The sequence below is a fragment of the Glutamicibacter sp. BW78 genome (assembly GCF_002332245.1).
Classification (GTDB): domain Bacteria; phylum Actinomycetota; class Actinomycetes; order Actinomycetales; family Micrococcaceae; genus Arthrobacter_H; species Arthrobacter_H rhombi_A.
The window spans coordinates 200,502-218,112 of the sequence record NZ_NRGU01000008.1; the positions used below are offsets into that span (position 1 = coordinate 200,502).

The window sequence follows — 17,611 nt, forward strand, 5'->3', positions numbered from 1 at the left end:
CCCGAGATGAGGCCACTTATTGCGATCGTCGGGCCGACGGCAACGGGAAAGTCCGACGCCGCCATCGCCCTGGCCCGGCGCTTTGACGGGGAGATCATCAATGCCGATGCCCTGCAGTTCTATCGCGGCATGGACATCGGCACGGCCAAACTGCCGGAGAACGAGCGGGGTGGAATCACTCACCACCTAGTGGACATCATGGACATCGATGGCGAAGCAAGCGTCGCCACGTTCCAGCAGCAGGCCCGCGAGAAGATCGCCGAAATCCAGGAACGTGGCCGGCTGCCGATCCTGGTCGGGGGCTCCGGGCTCTACGTCCGGGCAGTGATCGACGACCTGGAGTTCCCGCCCACCGATCCGGTGATCCGCGGACGCCTGGAAGACGAGGCGTCCACGGAAGGTGTGACCGGAATGCGTGCCCGACTCGCGCTAGCTGACCCGGTATCAGCAGCCCGGGACCTCGACGAGCGTCGACTGATCCGGGCCCTTGAAGTCCATGAGCTCACCGGCCGTCCCTTCAGCTCCTATATGCCCCGCCGCAACTACCGGCAACCCACCCTGCAACTGGGGTTGGACATCGAACGTGGGCGTCTGCACGCCCGGGTGGCAGAACGGGTACACACCATGTGTGACTCAGGGCTGCTGGCCGAAGTGGAATCGCTGGCACAGCGCGGTCTGCGCGAGACCCGAACGGCATCCCGGGCCATCGGCTACTCTCAGTTCCTTCAAGTACTTGAGGGAACCAGCACGATCGAGCAGGCCATCGAATCAACGACAGTGGCCACGCGGCAGTTTGCCCGCCGCCAACTCACCTGGTTCCGGGCCGATCCCCGAGTCCGCTGGTTCGATGCAGCCGAACCGGACCTACGGGGGATGCTGGCGACCGCCGTCCAGGAATTCGAAGCTTCCGGAGGGACGTAGGCTGGGTTGATGAGCATGAGGGAACCTGAACACCACACCGACGTCCTGCCGGCGCTGTCCGGTCTGGCTTTCACCAAAGGCCATGGAACGGGTAATGACTTCATTCTGATCTCCGACCCGGATAATCGGCGGGATATCCTGCCGACACAAGTGGCGTCCCTGTGTGACCGTCATCTAGGTATCGGTGCCGACGGTCTGATCCGTGCCATCCGATCCGAGACGCTGGCCGAGGGGCGGGATGTGCTGGACGGGCACCCGGAGGCCGAATGGTTCATGGATTACCGTAATGGCGACGGATCGGTATCCGAGATGTGCGGAAACGGGGTGCGGGTCTTCGTCCATTTCCTGGTCTCCCACGGTCTGGTGTCCCTCGCCGATGGAGACGCCCTGACGATCGGCACTCGAGCAGGCGTGAAGGTCGTCTCCCGTTCAGCTGCCGGGTACTCGGTAGACATGGGGCCGTGGGAATTCCTTTTCCCCGAGCAGGCCCACGAGCGGGCGCTGGACAGCATCGTGGATGCCTCGCTGGAGGTCCCGCGACCGGGCCTGAGCGTGGACATGGGCAACCCCCACACCGTCGTCGCGCTCTCCGAAGCGACCGAGCTTGACCAGTTGGATTTGCAGCGCAGTCCGGTGGTTGACCCCGTTCCGGAGCATGGAACGAATGTGGAGTTCGTGTTGCCCTCTGATCCATTGGTCAACGACGGGGTCGGAACCATTCGCATGCGCGTTCATGAACGCGGGGTGGGGGAGACTCTCTCTTGTGGAACAGGAGCCTGCGCCGCCGTGGTCGCGACCCGCCATTGGGCCGGTGGGGCCTCGGCGCGGCGTTGGGACGTGCAGGTCCCCGGGGGGACCGTTTCCGTGCGGTTCGTTACGGGGCCCGACGGCCGTGAGCATGTGGTCCTGGAAGGGCCGGCGGCACTGGTGGCCGAGGGGACCCTCGTCTAGGCCTCCGCCGGAATCGAGTCGTGCTCAGCCATGCCGAGGGTGTTGCGCACCCGCAGGATGCGGAAAGATTTGGCCGTTGAATACCGGTCCACGAGGAATCCCGTGGGTAGTTCTCGAGCCAGCCACTTCTGGAGGGAATCAGAGCCTAGGTTCTTCTGGACGACCAGCCAGGCTGTCCCTCCCGGTGCCAGCCGGGGTAACCATTGGAGCAGGATCCCGTGCAGGGCCTCTTTGCCCACCCGAATCGGGGGATTGGACCAGATGGTGTGGAACCGCACGCTCTCATCGACGGCTTCGGGGGTCGTCGTGACGACATTGTCCAGCGACAGAGCCTGGGCATTTTCTCGGGTGAGTTCCACGCTGCGCTCGTTGACGTCCACCGCGTGAACTGTGGCTTCTGGGGAAGCCATGGCCAGGCTCAAGGCGATGGGGCCCCAGCCGCAGCCGATATCCAGCAAGTGACCCTGCGGGGCCGGAGCAGGTACGCCGCCGAGCAGGACCGCGGTGCCCTTGTCGATCCCGTCGGGGCTGAAGATGCCTCCGGCCGTGTTCACGGTGTGCTCCCGGCCGCCGAGCGTCACGTGGATGCTCTTGCGGGTGAAAGGCGTCGACGGCTGTGCGCTGAAGTAGTGGTCCGAACCCATGAGTTGAAGATTAACCGTCCGGGCGAGGGCAAAGCGAATCTTGTCCTCCCGGGGGCCTGCATTTAAGTGATAGAGTAATCCCAATCACTAATAGTTTGGAGGTCTGCTGGTTTCGGCCGGTGGAGAAAATCCGCCACTTATCGGCGGCCCGGACTAGAATTGGTGGACGAATCCTTTCAAAGGGGAACATGACCACTCACAATGAGCCCAATCCGGAGGGACGCGACCTCCCAGAGGACGAGATCCAATCCGTCATCGACCGTATTCTGGCGAGGGACGATGCCGCGGACCGCGCCACGTCTCAGCGTGACGATAGCTGGCGCACGCAAGCACCGCTGGGTGGCAAAGCCCTGGCGTTGGATGGTGACGGTGCCGGACACTCCCTCAGCGATGGTGACCAGCAGGACCTGGCCGAACGACATGCCTTGCGCCGTGTCGCCGGACTGTCCACGGAGCTCGAAGACGTTACCGAAGTCGAAAACAGGCAGCTACGGCTGGAACGTGTGGTCCTGGCCGGGATCTGGACCGAAGGAACAGCCCAAGAGGCCGAGAACTCCCTGCGTGAGTTGGCTGCCTTGGCGGAAACAGCAGGTTCGGAAGTTCTCGATGGAATGGTCCAGCGTCGTCTGAAGCCTGACCCTGCCACGTTCCTTGGATCCGGCAAGGCCCAAGAACTGCGAGATATCGTGGCCAGCACCGGAGCCGACACCGTGGTCGTCGACTCCGAACTGGCTCCTTCCCAACGCAGGGCGTTGGAGGACATCGTACGGGTGAAGGTCATCGACAGGACCTCCTTGATTCTGGACATCTTCGCCCAACATGCGCAGAGTCGTGAGGGCAAGGCCCAGGTTGAATTGGCCCAGCTCGAATACCTGCTTCCTCGACTCCGTGGCTGGGGCGAATCCATGTCGCGGCAGGCAGGTGGCCGGGTCGGCACGGCGGGCGGCGGCATCGGTTCACGCGGCCCGGGTGAGACCAAGATCGAATTGGACCGCCGACGGATTCGTGACCGCATGGCCAAACTGCGCCGTGAGATCAAGGGCATGAAACCGGCGCGTGATGCCAAGCGGTCCAACCGCAAGCGAAATGCCGTACCTGCGGTGGCCATTGCCGGCTATACAAACGCGGGAAAATCTTCGCTGCTGAATCGGTTGACCGACGCGGGAGCCTTGGTGGAGAACGCCCTTTTCGCCACGTTGGATCCAACGGTTCGGCGGACGGAAACCGAGGATGGGCTGGGATATACCATTGCCGACACCGTGGGTTTTGTCAGGTCATTGCCCACCCAACTGGTGGAAGCCTTCCGCTCGACGCTTGAAGAAATAGCCGACGCCGACCTGATCTTGCACGTGGTCGATGCTTCGCACCCGGATCCCGAAGGGCAGATCCATGCGGTCCGTGAAGTCTTGACCGAGGTCGACGCCCAGAACATCGCCGAGATCATCGTGTTGAATAAGGCCGACATTGCCGACCCGTTCGTTGTCGAGCGTATTCGCCAACGCGAACCGAACCATGTGGTGGTCTCCGCTCGCACCGGCGGCGGGATCCCTGAGTTGCTCGAAGCGATCAGCCAGGCAATTCCCCGCCCTGATGTGGCCCTGGAATTGTTGATTCCCTATGACCGCGGCGATCTGGTTCACCGGCTCCATGGCACCGACGCGGAGATCCTGGAAATCGAGCATCTTGATGAAGGCACTCGCCTGTCCGTGAAGGTACGCGGGGCACTCGCCGCTGAATTGGAGCAGTTCGTCGCACATGGCTGAAGTACAAGAGGTGGTCTCCCTCCTGGACCAGGCCGTTGAACGCATGGGCGGACAAAGCCGGCCCGGACAGCACGAGATGACCAAACAAGTGCTCGAGGCCTTCGAGAGCGGAAAGCATCTTCTGGTGCAGGCCGGCACCGGGACCGGCAAATCACTGGCCTATCTGGTCCCCGCGATTGCCCACGCTCTCGAATCGGATAAGCCAGTCGTTGTCTCCACAGCCACTCTTGCACTGCAGGCCCAGATCGTCGGCCGGGACGTTCCCCGCCTCCTGGAGAACCTCAACGACGAGTTACCTCGCCAGCTGGATGTAGCGCTGGCCAAGGGGCGGTCCAATTATGTCTGCAAGTACAAGCTCGGCGGCGGATACCCCGATGAAGATGAAGGGGCACTCTTCGCGCTCGGTGACGATGGGGCCGCCCGGCCGCTGACGGCTGGCGCAGGGCCCACCTCGGCACTGGGCCAAGAGGTCGTGCGCGTACGTCAATGGGCCGAGGAAACCGATTCGGGTGACCGCGATGATCTGGTCCCGGGGGTCAGCGATCGGGCGTGGAGACAGGTCTCCGTGAGCGCCATGGACTGTCTCGGTGCTCAACGATGCCCCATGGCCGAGGAATGCTTCAGTGAATTGGCCCGGAAGAAGGCCGGCGACGCCGACATCGTGATTACCAACCACGCCCTGCTGGCGGTCTCGGCCTTTGAAGGACTGGCGGTGTTGCCGGAGTTCGACACGGTGATCATCGATGAGGCGCATGAACTCCAAGACCGGGTGACCAATTCAGTGACGCGCCCCATCTCTGCTGCGCTGGTTGCTGCGGCAGCTACTGCGACCCGACGCAATTGCAAAGGTGTCGCCGTCGAAGCGCTTAATCAGGCCGGCAAGGCGCTAGCGGACTCCTTGGAAGGTGTCCCGACCGGTCTGCTACCCAAGGGTCTGAACGAGGAGCAGGGTGCTGCCATTGCCGCTGTGCGTGAGGCGGTCCGCACAGCGTTGTCTGATTCAAAACCCGGAAACGGCGAAACTGCTGATGGTGGGCGCCAGATGGCCCGGTCCCAATTGCTGTATCTCCAGGAACAGTGCGAACGCCTTGATGGTCCCGCCGATGAACGGGAAGTCGTGTGGATCTCCCGACAAGGAAACTTCACCCCGGGCGCCGGCTACAGTGCTCCCGATGAGTCGGCACCAGCGACCATCAATGTCGCCCCGCTATCGGTGGCCGGCAAATTGCGTGAGGGCCTCTTCGATGGCCGTACGGTTGTGCTGACCTCAGCCACCCTGGCCATAGGTGCCGCTTTTGAACCGGTGGCCGGTTCGCTTGGACTTCTGGGCGAGGGCGCTCCTGCCTGGACAGGTATCGACGTCGGTAGCCCCTTTGATTACTCCCGACAGGGGATGCTCTACGTCGCACGGCATCTGCCCAAGCCGTCGCGAAATGTATCCACCGAGGCGATGGATGAGCTCGCAGATCTGATTGGGGCATCCGGTGGGGGAGTGCTCGCCCTGTTTTCCTCGCGTCGGGCCGCCGAGGAGGCTGCCGAAGCCTTGCGACCGCGGGTCACTCCGGAAATTTTGTGCCAAGGCGAATCGAGCATGTCCACCCTGGTCAAACAATTTGCCGATGAACGCGACACCTGCCTCTTTGGCACCATGACCCTCTGGCAGGGAGTCGACGTCCCCGGTCAGTCATGCCGCCTGGTGGTTATTGACCGGATCCCCTTCCCCCGTCCGGATGACCCGCTGTCCACGGCGCGCAGTCGGGACGTGGCCCGCCATGGCGGGAACGGTTTCATGGCCGTCTCCGCCTCCCATGCAGCGGTGCGTCTGGCCCAAGGGGCGGGCCGACTCATCCGATCGACGGACGATCGTGGCGTCGTGGCCGTATTAGATTCACGGTTGGCCACTGAACGCTACGGTAGCTACCTGCGGGCATCGCTGCCCCCCATGTGGTCAACCACGGATAAGGACGTCGTGCTGGGTTCATTGCGCCGTCTGGCGGCCAGCGAGCACTAGATAGAGATGAAGGAGGGCCCCGTCCACGGACGGAGCCCTCCTTGGTCTCTACAGCGGTCTAGATCGAGCGCATCACCGAAACGACCTTGCCCATGACGGTGGCATGATCGCCCAAGATCGGCTCGTACTGGCGATTCTGTGGCAGCAGCCAGGTGTGGCCGTCACGCTGCCTGAAAGTCTTCACCGTGGCCTCGTCGTCCAATAAAGCCGCGACGACATCGCCGTTCTCTGCATGTTGTTGGCGGCGGACGACGACCCAGTCCCCATCACAGATCGCTGCTTCAACCATTGAATCGCCGCTGACCTTGAGCATGAACAGCTCGCCGTGCCCAACCAGCTGGCGGGGCAGGGACATCACGTCTTCCACTGCCTGGTCCGCCAGAATTGGTCCGCCCGCCGCGATGCGCCCCACCAGAGGCACACGGGCCACCTCTGAGGAGTCGTCCGACTCCACCACTGAAAGTGTCGGGCGGGGCTGCACCGGCTCTTCGGGGGCGAGGGACAGCTGTGGGTTCGCTGCCGTCTCCGGGTGCCCGGAACGCAGGATTTCCATGGCCCGCGGGCGGCGCGGGTCCCGCCGAATGTAGCCGAGCTTCTCCAACTGAGCGAGCTGGTGGGTGACGCTAGACAAACTCGCCAGACCGACGGTGTCGCCGATTTCGCGCATGGACGGCGGGTACCCCTTATCGGCCACGGCATCCTGGATGGTTTCCAAGATCCTCTTCTGTCGGATAGTCAACCCCTTCGGTGCCTTCTTCGGCGCCGGATTCTCAGCTGAGCTCATGATCCATCCCGTCCTGGTAAATCGCCGGCGTACCGGGGCTGTGCGCAATGTGTCGGATGCAACTGGTGGACTCTCATCCATCCAGCCGATGGCTTCTACTCTAGGGCAGTCGTCGACGTCATTCAAAGATTTATTCGAACGTGTCTCGACAATCTTCGTACATAGATGCTAAAAATGAGACAGAAGTTCGAATATGAGTTCGAAGACGGGAGTTGAATCCCGCAACCAGGACCCGCTTCGGCGGACAACAGGAAGGTAAGACCATGGCGCAGATCGCACTCGCGACCCCGGTGTTCCTCAATGACGATTCCGTTCAGACCATTTCCTCCCACCCCGCCAAAGCTCGCAGTGGCCGCCTGACGCTGACTCGTCGGGGCCGGTTCATCCTCATCGGCTTGCCGGTCATGCTGGTGGCCACCACACTCCTGGTGCTTGCCGGTATCTTCACCGCTCCGGTGATGGCCTCTGACGCCTCCGACACGACCTCTGTTGAGGCGCAGACGGTCTCGGTCATGGAAGGGGATACCGTCTGGGCCCTGGCCGCGGAATTCGCTCCGCAGCGCGACCGCCGAGACGTTGTGGCGGAAATCACCGAAATGAATGACCTGAAGGGATCGGTCCTCGTCCCCGGCCAACAGATCTTCGTTCCCGCCGGCAGCTAAGCCTCCTTTATGACCCCGGGCCCCGGCCCCGATTCCCGCCACGGACGGACGGGCAATAGAATGGGGCCGTGAGTGATCAGCTGGAACGACTGGCCAAATTGCCCCTGCGTGAGAACCTGCGGGGCATCGAACCCTACGGCGCACCCCAACTGGATGTTCCCATCCTGTTGAATGTCAACGAGAACACCCATCCGCTGCCCGCAGCCGTGAGCCGGGCCATCTCCGAAGACGTGAGCGCAGCCGCAACGGACCTGAACCGCTACCCTGACCGCGAGTTCACCGAACTGCGTGAACGCCTTGCCGGATATTTGGGGCACGGGCTGGGAGCCGAAAGTATTTGGGCGGCCAATGGCTCCAACGAAGTTCTGCAGCAGATCCTCCAGGCCTTCGGGGGGCCGGGGCGGACCGTGATGAGCTTCCCTCCGACATATTCGATGTACCCGCTGCTGGCCAGCGGTACCGATACCACCTACCTTGCCGGAGCGCGGGGCGAGGACTTCGGACTCAGCGCCCAGTCAGCAGCGGATCAGGTCGCAGCGGCCGCCCCGAATCTGGTGATCCTTTGTTCACCGAATAATCCGACAGGCACCGCCCTCGGGTTGGACGTCGTTGAAGCCGTCTACGAGGCGGGGCGGACCAGCCAGGCGATCGTCATTGTTGATGAGGCCTACGCCGAATTCGCGCTCAGCGGGACCCGGTCGGCGCTGACGCTGCTTCCCGGCCGTGAACGACTGATCGTCACCAGGACCATGAGCAAGGCCTTCGCGCTGGCTGGAGCACGGCTTGGCTACCTCGCCGCAGCTCCGGAAATTGCCGACGCCCTGCGCTTGGTGCGTCTTCCGTACCACCTCTCGGCCGTCACTCAGGCCACCGCCAATGCTGCTTTGAAGCAGGTTGATGCCTTGCTGGCCACGGTCGAGGACATCAAGGGCCAACGCGACAGGATCGTCAGCGAACTGACCCGGTTGGGTTTGAAACCTGCGGTGAGTGACTCCAACTTCGTGTTCTTCGGTGGTCTCGAACATTCCAGTGCGACCTGGCAGGGCCTACTCGACGCCGGCGTGCTGGTCCGCGATGTGGGCATCGCCGGCCACCTGCGGGTCACGGCGGGAACGGAAGCCGAGACGACCGCTTTCCTCCACGCGTTGGAAGCCCTCGTGTCCTCCGCCCCGAAAACTGATTCAGGGCACGACAGCTAGACTTAACCCGTGGGCCGCCACCGTTGCCGCCCGCCCCACCCACACCGAAGGAATACCCATGTCTGCAGAACTGCTTGGCGGTCGCCGAGCCCGCATGGAGCGCGCCACCAGCGAGTCCACCGTGTCTGTTGAACTCGACCTTGATGGCACAGGTACCGCCAACATCAGTACCAGTGTCCCGTTCTACGACCACATGCTGACAGCGTTGGCCAAACACTCACTGATCGACCTGAACATCCAGGCGACCGGCGACACCCACATCGATGCCCACCACACGGTGGAGGACGTTGCCATCACCCTCGGCGAAGTCCTGCGCACCGCCCTGGGCGACAAGGCAGGCATCCGCCGCTTCGGCGAGGCTTCAGTCCCGCTGGATGAAGCCCTGGCCCACGCTGTCGTTGATATCTCGGGACGTCCGTACCTGGTCCATGGAGGCGAACCGGCAGGACAGGAATACCACCTCATCGGAGGCCACTTCACCGGTTCGCTGACCCGCCACGTCTTTGAATCGATCACCTTGCACGCGCAGATCTGCCTCCACATGCGAGTCCTGGGCGGTCGGGATCCGCACCACATCGTCGAAGCACAGTTCAAGGCCTTCGCCCGCGCCTTGCGGCAAGCCGTGGAACCAGACCCTCGCAATGCCGGAATGATCCCCTCCACGAAGGGTGCCTTGTAGATGGCCGGGCCCCGTATCACGGTGTTGGATTACGGGTCGGGCAACATCCGATCCGCGGTTCGCGCACTTGAACATGTCGGCGCCGAAGTCACGTTGAGCAATCAACCAGCCGATATCCGTGAGGCTGATGGCCTCGTCGTCCCGGGCGTGGGTGCGTTCGCCAGCGTGATGAAAGCACTCAATGACGTCGGGGCGGGACCGCTCATTGGTCGCCGGATCGCCGGGGGGCGACCGGTGCTGGGAATCTGCGTCGGCCATCAGGTCTTCTTCGACGAAGGCGTCGAACATGGCATTCGGACTGCCGGTTTCGGCGAGTGGCCGGGAACCGTCGAACGACTCAAGGCCGAAGTCGTCCCACATATGGGGTGGAACACCGTGACTGCGGCGACGGGATCACGACTCTTTGCCGGCATCGAAGATGAGCGCTTCTACTTCGTGCATTCCTACGCAGTCCAGCATTGGGATTTCCCGGTGGCTCAGCCGCGTATGAACCCCCCGGCAGTGACCTGGTCGGATCATGGCGGCCCATTTATCGCCGCCGTGGAGAACGGCCCGCTTTCGGCCGTGCAGTTCCACCCGGAAAAGTCAGGGGAAGCAGGGGCGCAACTGCTCTCCAACTGGCTGGAGACCCTGTCCTGATGTGGAGCCTGATTCTGATGGCGGTCGGAGGAATCCTCGCTGGTGGCGCCCTGTCCCTGCGCCAGCAGAAAGCCCATATCTCCTGGATCGTTGCGACCTGGGTGCTGGCTGGGATGGCCTTGTTGGCCGCCTACATCATGACCCTGAAGTAGCCGTCCCTGCCCGGCGTATGCCGGGCAGCGGCCCACCCAATCGATGAAGACCGGAGAAGAACCTGTGACCAGCAACAACATCCTCGAACTCCTGCCAGCGGTGGACATCGCCGACGGGCAAGCCGTCCGCCTCGTTCAGGGCGAAGCCGGCAGTGAGACCGGATACGGTGACCCGCTTGATGCAGCCCTGGCCTGGCAGCAGGACGGCGCCGAGTGGGTGCACCTGGTGGATCTGGACGCCGCGTTCGGCAGGGGGAACAACACCGAGGCCGTCGCGAGGATTTCTCGCGAACTGGGCATTAAGATCGAACTTTCTGGTGGAATTCGCGACGACGAATCATTGGAACGTGCGCTGGAATTTGGGGCGGCCCGGGTCAACCTGGGCACTGCGGCACTGGAGGCACCGGAATGGACGGCCCGCGCCATCGCCCGGCATGGAGACAAGATCGCCGTCGGACTTGACGTGCGAGGAACGACGCTGGCCGGCCGTGGATGGACCAGCGACGGCGGAGACCTCTGGGATGTCCTGGCCCGGCTCGAAGACGCTGGATGCGCACGCTACGTCGTCACCGATGTGACCAAGGACGGCACCTTGCGCGGACCGAACGTCGATCTCTTGCGCGAAATGTGCACCCGAACCAGACGACCCGTCATCGCCTCCGGAGGAATCTCCAGTCTGGAGGACCTGCGCGAACTGCGGGCCTTGGTGCCCAACGGAGTTGAAGGCGCGATCGTGGGCAAGGCGCTGTACTCCGGGCAGTTCACCCTGCCCCAGGCCCTCGACGTCGCCGGCCGGCGGTAGCGATGAGCGACGGCGCTCCTGAACCGGCCGCCGGAACCCCGACCGGAGGCAGCCCGGCGAACCCAAGGATCAGTCGGCACCTGCCCGGCCATATCGAAGCCGCGCTGCTCCGTGCCGGAGAGGCCACTGACTCCGCTGGCCAGTCCTGGGCCGGAAGGGACCTGTCCGGCGAAGGCAATCCGTTGCATCATTTCGACGACGACGACGGGGCACCAGACGCCGGCTATCTCGAGGCGATCGGCGCGTTGAAGGCTGGTACCGGCACCGAGCGTGAGGTCCACGCTGCACTGGCCCACGCCAGGCTTTTTGTCCCCGTCGTGGCGACGCTGGCCGAAGGGGGCATCGGTGAGCACGGCTTCACCGAAGACAAGGAAGCCGATATGGCGCTGGTGACCATCACCGCTCCCGACGGCCGACCAGCCCTGCCGGTCTTCAGTAGCGTTGACCTGTTGCAAGCGTGGCACGAGCAAGCTCGCCCTGTTGCCGTCTATGCTCCGCGTGCAGCCTTGTCGGCAGTTGCCGAAAAAGCCCAACTGCTGGTCATCGACCCGGCCGCAGAGACTACTTTCGTCCTGCGTCGGCCAGCCATGTGGGCGCTGGCTCAACAGCAGGAGTGGACTCCCAGCTACGCCGATGAGGCGCTCTTGCCACTCTTGCAGGCAGCAGCCGACGCAGACTCTGCCATCCGCGGGATCACCGCAGCGCCCGGGCGGGGAGTGGCCTCTCGTACCGCCGACGGGACGGTCATGGCAGGGGGAGGCCCGGGCCCCGAACTACGCGTGGAGATCTCTTTGCGTGCCGGGATGGCCCGCGAAGACGTGCAGGCCACCGTCGGGCGACTTCAACGGGTACTTGGCGCGGACGCGGACTTCGCTACGCGGGTGGATTCGTTGGAAATTGGGCTGCACGGGCCGGCTGCACGCGTGTGAAGGGCAGTGGCTGCCGGCGGCGCTGAATCATGGTGGCGCACGAAAAGGGAGGTCGCCACCACGGTGGCGACCTCCCGGGTGAGACGTGCGTTGGAGCTTTAGTTCACGGGACCAGTGAGTTTTTCTCCGGGCCCCTGCCCGGGGGCATCCGGGTAGTTGGAGGCTTCGCGGAAGGCCAGCTGGAGCGAGCGCAGACCGTCGCGGAGTGGTCCGGCATGTTGTGAGCCGATTTCGGGTGCTGCCGAGGTGATCAGGCCGGCCAGGGCAGTGATGAGCTTGCGGGCTTCATCTAGATCCTGCAGGCCCTCGGCGTCTTCGCCTTCGGCGAGCCCGCATTTCACGGCTGCCGCGCTCATCAGGTGCACGGCAGCCGTCGTAATGACTTCCACGGCCGCCACTTCGGCGATGTCGCGAACCTCGTTGGTCTCGCCGAAGGTGGCGTCAGGATTGGTTTCAGGGGTACTCATACTGCTAAGCTTTTCACAGACCGACTGGTTTTGCTGACTCAGCGGATTCCGCCCCATCAGGCGAAGGATCTGCCTCGAGCAACAAGACGAGTATGCAAGTGGAGGCCTACTCCCACCCGCTGTAACCGCTTCAGGTTGCCGGGTCACTTCGGTACGGAACTTCTGGTTCCGTGGCATGCGTGAGCAGCCGAACCGAATTTTCAGGCCTCCATCTGCCCAGCAGCTGGAGGCCTTCTCTTGTTGCTGGGGGCTTCGAACTACGAACAGCAGGAGCGACACATCAGCGATCCACGCATTAACGATCGAATCCGCGTCCCCGAGGTGCGGCTGGTTGGACCCAACGGCGAACAGGTGGGCATCGTCCGCATTGAGGACGCGTTGCGTCTGGCCGCGGAGTCCGACCTTGATCTGGTCGAGGTGGCGCCGACGGCCAAGCCTCCCGTGTGCAAACTGATGGACTTCGGCAAATTCAAGTACGAAGCCGCGGTTAAGGCTCGTGAGGCACGCAAGAACCAGACCAACACGGTGCTCAAGGAAGTCCGCTTCCGACTCAAGATCGACAAGCACGACTATGAGACGAAGACCGGGCACGCTTTGCGTTTCCTCGGTGCTGGCGACAAGGTCAAGGCCATGATCCAGTTCCGTGGACGTGAGCAGCAGCGCCCAGAGCTGGGCATTCGCCTGCTCAACAAGTTCGCCGAAGACGTTGCCGAAGTCGGCGTCGTCGAGTCGAGCCCGCGTCAGGACGGCCGGAACATGGTCATGGTCGTTGGACCGCTGAAGAACAAGGCAGAGGCCAAGGCCGAAGCACGCCGTCAGGCACAGCGCGAAAACGACAAGGCCAAGGCAACGGCAACCAAGGAAGGTCGCGTCGATACCTCGGGCGATCAACCGGCAATGACCCAGTCGCTGGGGGACAACCTCCCGGACGAGTTCCAGGCACGCCTGGCTCAGGTCGAAGCGGATAACGCAGCGAAGGCCAAGGTTGACGCTGCTGCCGCCAAGGAAGCCGAAGCTCAGGCCGCCGCAGCCCCCAAGGCCAGCGAAAAGCCGGCAGCTGAAGCTCCGAAGGCCGCTGAGGCCGAGCCGGCCGCGAAGCCTGCGACGGCTACCAAGCCGGCTGCAGCAGCGAAGCCAGCAGCAGCCAAACCGGCCGCCGCCTCGAAGCCCGCAGCTACTCCGAAGCCGGCTGCCAAGCCAGCACCGAAGCCTGCACCGAAACCGGCCCCGAAGCCCACCGCGGCTCCGAAGCCAGCACCGAAGCCCACCGCGGCTCCGAAGCCACGCCCGGGCAAATAGCCCGGAATGGCGAGCCCCTCAGGGGGCAGCACCTGACCCACGGGTTTCCAATACCGGAAGCCTCAAAGATCCCCGGTCCGATAGGGCAACGGGAGCACGTAAGGAGAACGGCGGATATGCCGAAGTTCAAGACCCACAGTGGCGCCAAGAAGCGCTTCAAGCTCACCGGTAGCGGCAAGATCATGCGCCAGCAGGCCAATCGTCGTCACTACCTGGAGCACAAGCCTTCCAGCCTGAAGCGCCAGCTCAAGGGCGAACGGATCGTTGCCAAGGCGGACACCAAGACCATCAAGCGGATGCTGGGCATCTAAGCACACGCACCGGGAACGGTGAGTTCCCACCCATCCATGGAGTTCCCCCGGACAGATCGCCAACAGGCAGATATCCCGAGGGCAAGATATTAAGGAGTACACACGTGGCACGTGTGAAGCGGGCAGTCAACGCCCATAAGAAGCGTCGGGTCGTTCTTGAGCGGGCCAAGGGCTACCGCGGTCAGCGTTCGCGCCTGTACCGCAAGGCCAAGGAGCAGCTGCTCCACTCGTTCGTCTACAGCTACGGCGACCGCCGCAAGCGCAAGGGTGACTTCCGTCGCCTGTGGATCCAGCGCATCAACGCTGCCTCCCGCGCGAATGGCCTGACCTACAACCGTCTGATCCAGGGCCTGAAGGCCGCTGAGGTCGAGGTTGATCGTCGGATGCTCGCCGAGCTGGCCGTTTCCGACGCCAACGCGTTTGGCGCGCTGGTCAAGGTTGCCAAGGAGGCCCTCCCGGCCGATGTCAACGCCCCGGCCGCCGAGAAGCCCGCCACCAAGTTGCCGGCCGCTCCTGCCGCCAAGAAGGCTGCCGCCCCCAAGGCCGCCGCCAAGAAGGCTGCTGCCCCGAAGGCCGCCAAGGCCACCGAGGGTGAAGGCATGGTCAAGGCCGTTGAGGGCGAGGATGCCCCCGAGGGCTACGTCATCAAGGGCAACCAGTCGATGAAGTACCACGTGCCGGATTCGACCTGGTACGAGCAGACGCAGCCGGAGTTCTGGTTCAACTCCGTCGAGGCCGCCAAGGCCGCCGGTTTCGAGCCGGCAGGTGGCGAGTCACGCCAGCAGTTCTCCAAGTAGAACACTGCGCCGCGGGCCATCGTCCGCCCGGTGTGAGGGGACGGAATTCTCAACGGATTCCGTCCCCTCGGCCGTTAACCAGTGGTGGGAAACTGCCCACCTGCGCGCTGCGGCGCCCGAGCCCGATAAGGTTCTTCTCATGAACGCTGTGCACCACACCGAGGCCGAGATGACCAATCCGCGGGCCGAACGTGTCCGAGATGTCGCCCGGTTGGCCACCCGTTCTGGGCGGTCTAAGCGGGCGGCCTTCCTGGCCGAAGGCCCTCAAGCCGTTCGCGAAGCGTTGCAGCGCCACGACACGGCACTGGCCGACGGCGGACGGGGAATTGTCCAGGAGGTCTTCGCCACCGTCGAAGCCCTGGAACGACACCCGGACTTGGGTCTGTCCCGGGGACAGGTCAGGTTGCGGACTGTGAGCGCCGAAGTGCTGGCCGCGATGGCTGATACCGTTTCGCCGCAGGGAATCATTGCCGTATGCCGCATGGTGCCCCACAGCCTCGAGGACGTGTTTGGTGCCGGAGTGCAACTGGTGGCGGTGATGTGCCGGGTCCAGGATCCCGGCAACGCCGGCACCATTCTGCGGGCAGCCGTGGCGGCCGGTGCGGATGCCGTCGTCCTGACCGAAGGCAGCGTCGATATCTACAACCCCAAGGCCGTGCGGTCGACCGTGGGTTCCATCTTCCAGGTGCCGATCGTCACCGGTGTTTCATTCGACTCCCTGGCTGTGGCGGCACGAGCGGCAGGGGTTCAGCTCTTGGCGGCCGATGGCTACGGGACCACCGATCTCGACATCCTGCAGGATGAGAGCACGATGCGGCGGCTAGGGTCGGCGAGCGAAGTCGAGAACAGCTCGAACCCGCGGTTGGAAGACCCCTCCGCGTGGCTCTTCGGCAACGAGGCCCAGGGACTGGATGATCAGGAACTGGCGATCGCTGGCCACCGGGTCGCCGTCCCGCTGTACGGGGTTGCCGAATCATTGAACGTGGGCACGGCGGCCACCGTCTGCCTCTATGCCTCGGCACGCGCCCATCGCAGGTCCGACCCGTCGTCCTGACGGTACGGTGCGAGCAGGGCTGAAAGAGCCCTGCGACGTAGTAGCGTGGCGCAAGGATATTCAACGAGGCGCACCGCGCCCCGACAGAGGCGGAGACCATGGCAGCATCCGGTGGAAATAAGGCCGTCGTCGCGGCGTTGGCAGCCAACCTGGCGATCGCCGTTTTCAAATTCGTCGCCTGGCTACTGACCCAATCATCCTCGATGCTGGCCGAGGCGATCCACTCCGTCGCGGACTCCGGCAACCAGGTCCTGCTGCTGATTGGCGGGAAGAGATCCACACGCCAAGCCAGCCCCGAACACCCCTTTGGTTTTGGCCGTGAACGCTATATCTACGCGTTCATCGTCTCCATCATCCTCTTCAGCGTCGGCGGGCTCTTCGCACTGTATGAAGCCTTTCAAAAATTCAAGGACCCCCACGGCATCGACGGTCCATGGTGGTGGGTTCCTGTGGCCGTGCTCGTCGGGGCCATCATCGCTGAGGGGCTCTCCTTCAGGACAGCCATCCATGAATCAAACCAGGTCCGCGGCACGACGGGGTGGGTGAAGTTCGTCCGCCGGGCCAAGGCACCCGAACTGCCGGTGATCCTCCTGGAGGACCTGGGAGCGCTGGTGGGCCTGTTCTTCGCACTCCTCGGCGTGGGCCTGACCCTGCTCACCGGGAACGGGATCTTCGACGCCGCCGGGACGGCAATGATCGGTGTGCTGCTGGTCTGCATCGCCATCATCTTGGCCGTCGAAACCAAATCCCTGTTGCTGGGGGAATCGGCATCCCGTGAGAACATCGCCAGAATCGAAGAAGCCATCCGCGCCGACGGGACCGAAATCATCCACCTGAAGACCCTTCACCTGGGCCCCGAGGAAATCCTCGTCGCTGCGAAGTTCGGTACCCGGAAGGGTAGTACGGGTGAACATATTGCCGCGGCCATCGACGCGACCGAGGCCCGGATCCGCGCCGCCGTACCGACGGCAACGGTCATCTACCTCGAACCCGATATCGAACGAACCAGCGAGGCCAGGCAGGCACCGGGAACCACCGAAGGAGCCGCGCAATGACTGGGCTGAAACAGATCGTCGGTGCGGCACTGGTCGATTCTCTCCAGACACCGACCCGGCTGTTGGCCGCCCGCCGGACCAGCCCGCCAGCGCTGGCCGGACTCTGGGAATTTCCTGGGGGAAAGGTGGAAGCCGGGGAGACCTGCGCAGAAGGTTTGCTGCGTGAGTTGACGGAAGAACTCGGTATCGAGGCCGACCTTGGCGCCGAAATTGAAGGCCCGATCGACCAGGGGTGGAAACTCGCGGGGTCCGCGGCCATGCGTGTCTGGCTGGCCCGGATTACTGCGGGGACCCCCGAACCTCTTGAAGACCACGACGAACTGCGCTGGTTGGAAATCGGCGGGAACCTCGTCTCTGAGGTGCCCTGGATTCCTGCCGATCTGCCGATCGTCGAGGCAATCGTGGCCCGTCATGGAGCGGTGGTTGAGGGGGCGTCGGGACGGGGCGCCGACCTGCCATGATCCTGCTGACAGTGTGCGTACCGGACACATC

The 17,611-nt window shown here is 63.7% G+C and carries 20 protein-coding genes; 17 read left to right on the forward strand and 3 right to left on the reverse strand.

Going from position 1 to position 17,611, the window contains the following annotated elements:
* Positions 1 to 6 precede the first annotated feature (6 nt).
* Positions 7 to 921, forward strand: a complete 915-nt coding sequence (gene miaA / locus CIK75_RS01775; protein WP_096223018.1) for a tRNA (adenosine(37)-N6)-dimethylallyltransferase MiaA — start codon at positions 7 to 9, stop codon at positions 919 to 921.
* Positions 922 to 930: 9 nt separating this feature from the next.
* Entirely contained in the window at positions 931 to 1,872 is a 942-nt protein-coding gene (dapF, locus tag CIK75_RS01780) for a diaminopimelate epimerase (RefSeq protein WP_096223019.1), read from the forward strand.
* Here dapF and CIK75_RS01785 read toward each other — a convergent pair.
* Positions 1,869 to 2,516 carry a methyltransferase gene (locus CIK75_RS01785; protein WP_086997455.1) on the reverse strand — a complete coding sequence of 216 codons (648 nt, stop codon included), beginning with the start codon at positions 2,514 to 2,516 and terminating at the stop codon, positions 1,869 to 1,871. The two genes, dapF and CIK75_RS01785, sit on opposite strands and share 4 nt — an antisense overlap.
* 188 nt (positions 2,517 to 2,704) lie before the next feature.
* On the opposite strand from CIK75_RS01785, the gene hflX reads away from it, so the two are divergent.
* Entirely contained in the window at positions 2,705 to 4,279 is a 1,575-nt protein-coding gene (gene hflX, locus CIK75_RS01790) for a GTPase HflX (protein WP_086997338.1), read from the forward strand.
* Positions 4,272 to 6,290 carry an ATP-dependent DNA helicase gene (locus CIK75_RS01795; protein ID WP_096223020.1) on the forward strand — a complete coding sequence of 673 codons (2,019 nt, stop codon included), beginning with the start codon at positions 4,272 to 4,274 and terminating at the stop codon, positions 6,288 to 6,290. The genes hflX and CIK75_RS01795 overlap by 8 nt, the downstream gene beginning before the upstream one ends.
* Positions 6,291 to 6,348: 58 nt before the next feature.
* Here the strand turns inward: CIK75_RS01795 and lexA are convergent, their stop codons facing one another.
* Positions 6,349 to 7,074 (reverse strand): transcriptional repressor LexA, encoded by a 726-nt coding sequence (gene lexA / locus CIK75_RS01800; RefSeq protein WP_086997332.1) that lies wholly within the window; start codon positions 7,072 to 7,074, stop codon positions 6,349 to 6,351.
* A 263-nt stretch (positions 7,075 to 7,337) separates the two neighbouring features.
* On the opposite strand from lexA, the gene CIK75_RS01805 reads away from it, so the two are divergent.
* The 7 genes from CIK75_RS01805 to CIK75_RS01830 all read left to right on the forward strand — a co-directional run bounded on the left by CIK75_RS01805 (position 7,338) and on the right by CIK75_RS01830 (position 12,136).
* Positions 7,338 to 7,736 carry a LysM peptidoglycan-binding domain-containing protein gene (locus tag CIK75_RS01805; protein WP_096223021.1) on the forward strand — a complete coding sequence of 133 codons (399 nt, stop codon included), beginning with the start codon at positions 7,338 to 7,340 and terminating at the stop codon, positions 7,734 to 7,736.
* Positions 7,737 to 7,804: 68 nt separating this feature from the next.
* Entirely contained in the window at positions 7,805 to 8,935 is a 1,131-nt protein-coding gene (locus CIK75_RS01810) for a histidinol-phosphate transaminase (protein ID WP_096223022.1), read from the forward strand.
* A gap of 58 nt (positions 8,936 to 8,993) precedes the next feature.
* On the forward strand, positions 8,994 to 9,614 hold the full coding sequence (gene hisB / locus CIK75_RS01815) for an imidazoleglycerol-phosphate dehydratase HisB (protein ID WP_086997325.1): 621 nt from the start codon (positions 8,994 to 8,996) through the stop codon (positions 9,612 to 9,614).
* Entirely contained in the window at positions 9,615 to 10,253 is a 639-nt protein-coding gene (hisH, locus tag CIK75_RS01820; RefSeq protein ID WP_086997322.1) for an imidazole glycerol phosphate synthase subunit HisH, read from the forward strand. It abuts the gene before it with no gap.
* Positions 10,253 to 10,405 carry a hypothetical protein gene (locus tag CIK75_RS16285; RefSeq protein ID WP_179204263.1) on the forward strand — a complete coding sequence of 51 codons (153 nt, stop codon included), beginning with the start codon at positions 10,253 to 10,255 and terminating at the stop codon, positions 10,403 to 10,405. The genes hisH and CIK75_RS16285 overlap by 1 nt, the downstream gene beginning before the upstream one ends.
* Before the next feature lie 43 nt (positions 10,406 to 10,448).
* Entirely contained in the window at positions 10,449 to 11,207 is a 759-nt protein-coding gene (gene priA / locus CIK75_RS01825; protein WP_086997319.1) for a bifunctional 1-(5-phosphoribosyl)-5-((5-phosphoribosylamino)methylideneamino)imidazole-4-carboxamide isomerase/phosphoribosylanthranilate isomerase PriA, read from the forward strand.
* Positions 11,208 to 11,209: 2 nt separating this feature from the next.
* Entirely contained in the window at positions 11,210 to 12,136 is a 927-nt protein-coding gene (locus CIK75_RS01830; protein ID WP_096223023.1) for an SseB family protein, read from the forward strand.
* Between the two features lie 98 nt (positions 12,137 to 12,234).
* Here the strand turns inward: CIK75_RS01830 and CIK75_RS01835 are convergent, their stop codons facing one another.
* On the reverse strand, positions 12,235 to 12,603 hold the full coding sequence (locus tag CIK75_RS01835) for a DUF1844 domain-containing protein (RefSeq protein WP_086997314.1): 369 nt from the start codon (positions 12,601 to 12,603) through the stop codon (positions 12,235 to 12,237).
* Positions 12,604 to 12,840: 237 nt separating this feature from the next.
* Here CIK75_RS01835 and infC point away from each other — a divergent pair, with 237 nt between their 5' ends.
* From infC to CIK75_RS01865, 6 genes are all read left to right on the forward strand, one after another.
* A complete protein-coding gene (gene infC, locus CIK75_RS01840) occupies positions 12,841 to 13,902 on the forward strand; it encodes a translation initiation factor IF-3 (RefSeq protein ID WP_241895212.1) in 1,062 nt (353 codons plus the stop codon).
* A gap of 116 nt (positions 13,903 to 14,018) precedes the next feature.
* On the forward strand, positions 14,019 to 14,213 hold the full coding sequence (gene rpmI / locus CIK75_RS01845; RefSeq protein ID WP_086997312.1) for a 50S ribosomal protein L35: 195 nt from the start codon (positions 14,019 to 14,021) through the stop codon (positions 14,211 to 14,213).
* A gap of 104 nt (positions 14,214 to 14,317) precedes the next feature.
* Positions 14,318 to 15,010, forward strand: a complete 693-nt coding sequence (gene rplT, locus CIK75_RS01850) for a 50S ribosomal protein L20 (RefSeq protein ID WP_086997309.1) — start codon at positions 14,318 to 14,320, stop codon at positions 15,008 to 15,010.
* 139 nt (positions 15,011 to 15,149) lie between these two features.
* Positions 15,150 to 16,064 (forward strand): RNA methyltransferase, encoded by a 915-nt coding sequence (locus CIK75_RS01855; protein ID WP_096223024.1) that lies wholly within the window; start codon positions 15,150 to 15,152, stop codon positions 16,062 to 16,064.
* A 98-nt stretch (positions 16,065 to 16,162) separates the two neighbouring features.
* Positions 16,163 to 17,119 (forward strand): cation transporter, encoded by a 957-nt coding sequence (locus tag CIK75_RS01860; protein ID WP_086997304.1) that lies wholly within the window; start codon positions 16,163 to 16,165, stop codon positions 17,117 to 17,119.
* The gene (locus CIK75_RS01865; RefSeq protein WP_096223025.1) at positions 17,116 to 17,580 is read left to right on the forward strand and encodes an NUDIX domain-containing protein; all 465 of its coding nucleotides are present in this window, start codon (positions 17,116 to 17,118) and stop codon (positions 17,578 to 17,580) included. Before CIK75_RS01860 ends, CIK75_RS01865 begins: the two co-directional genes overlap by 4 nt.
* Positions 17,581 to 17,611: the final 31 nt, after the last annotated feature.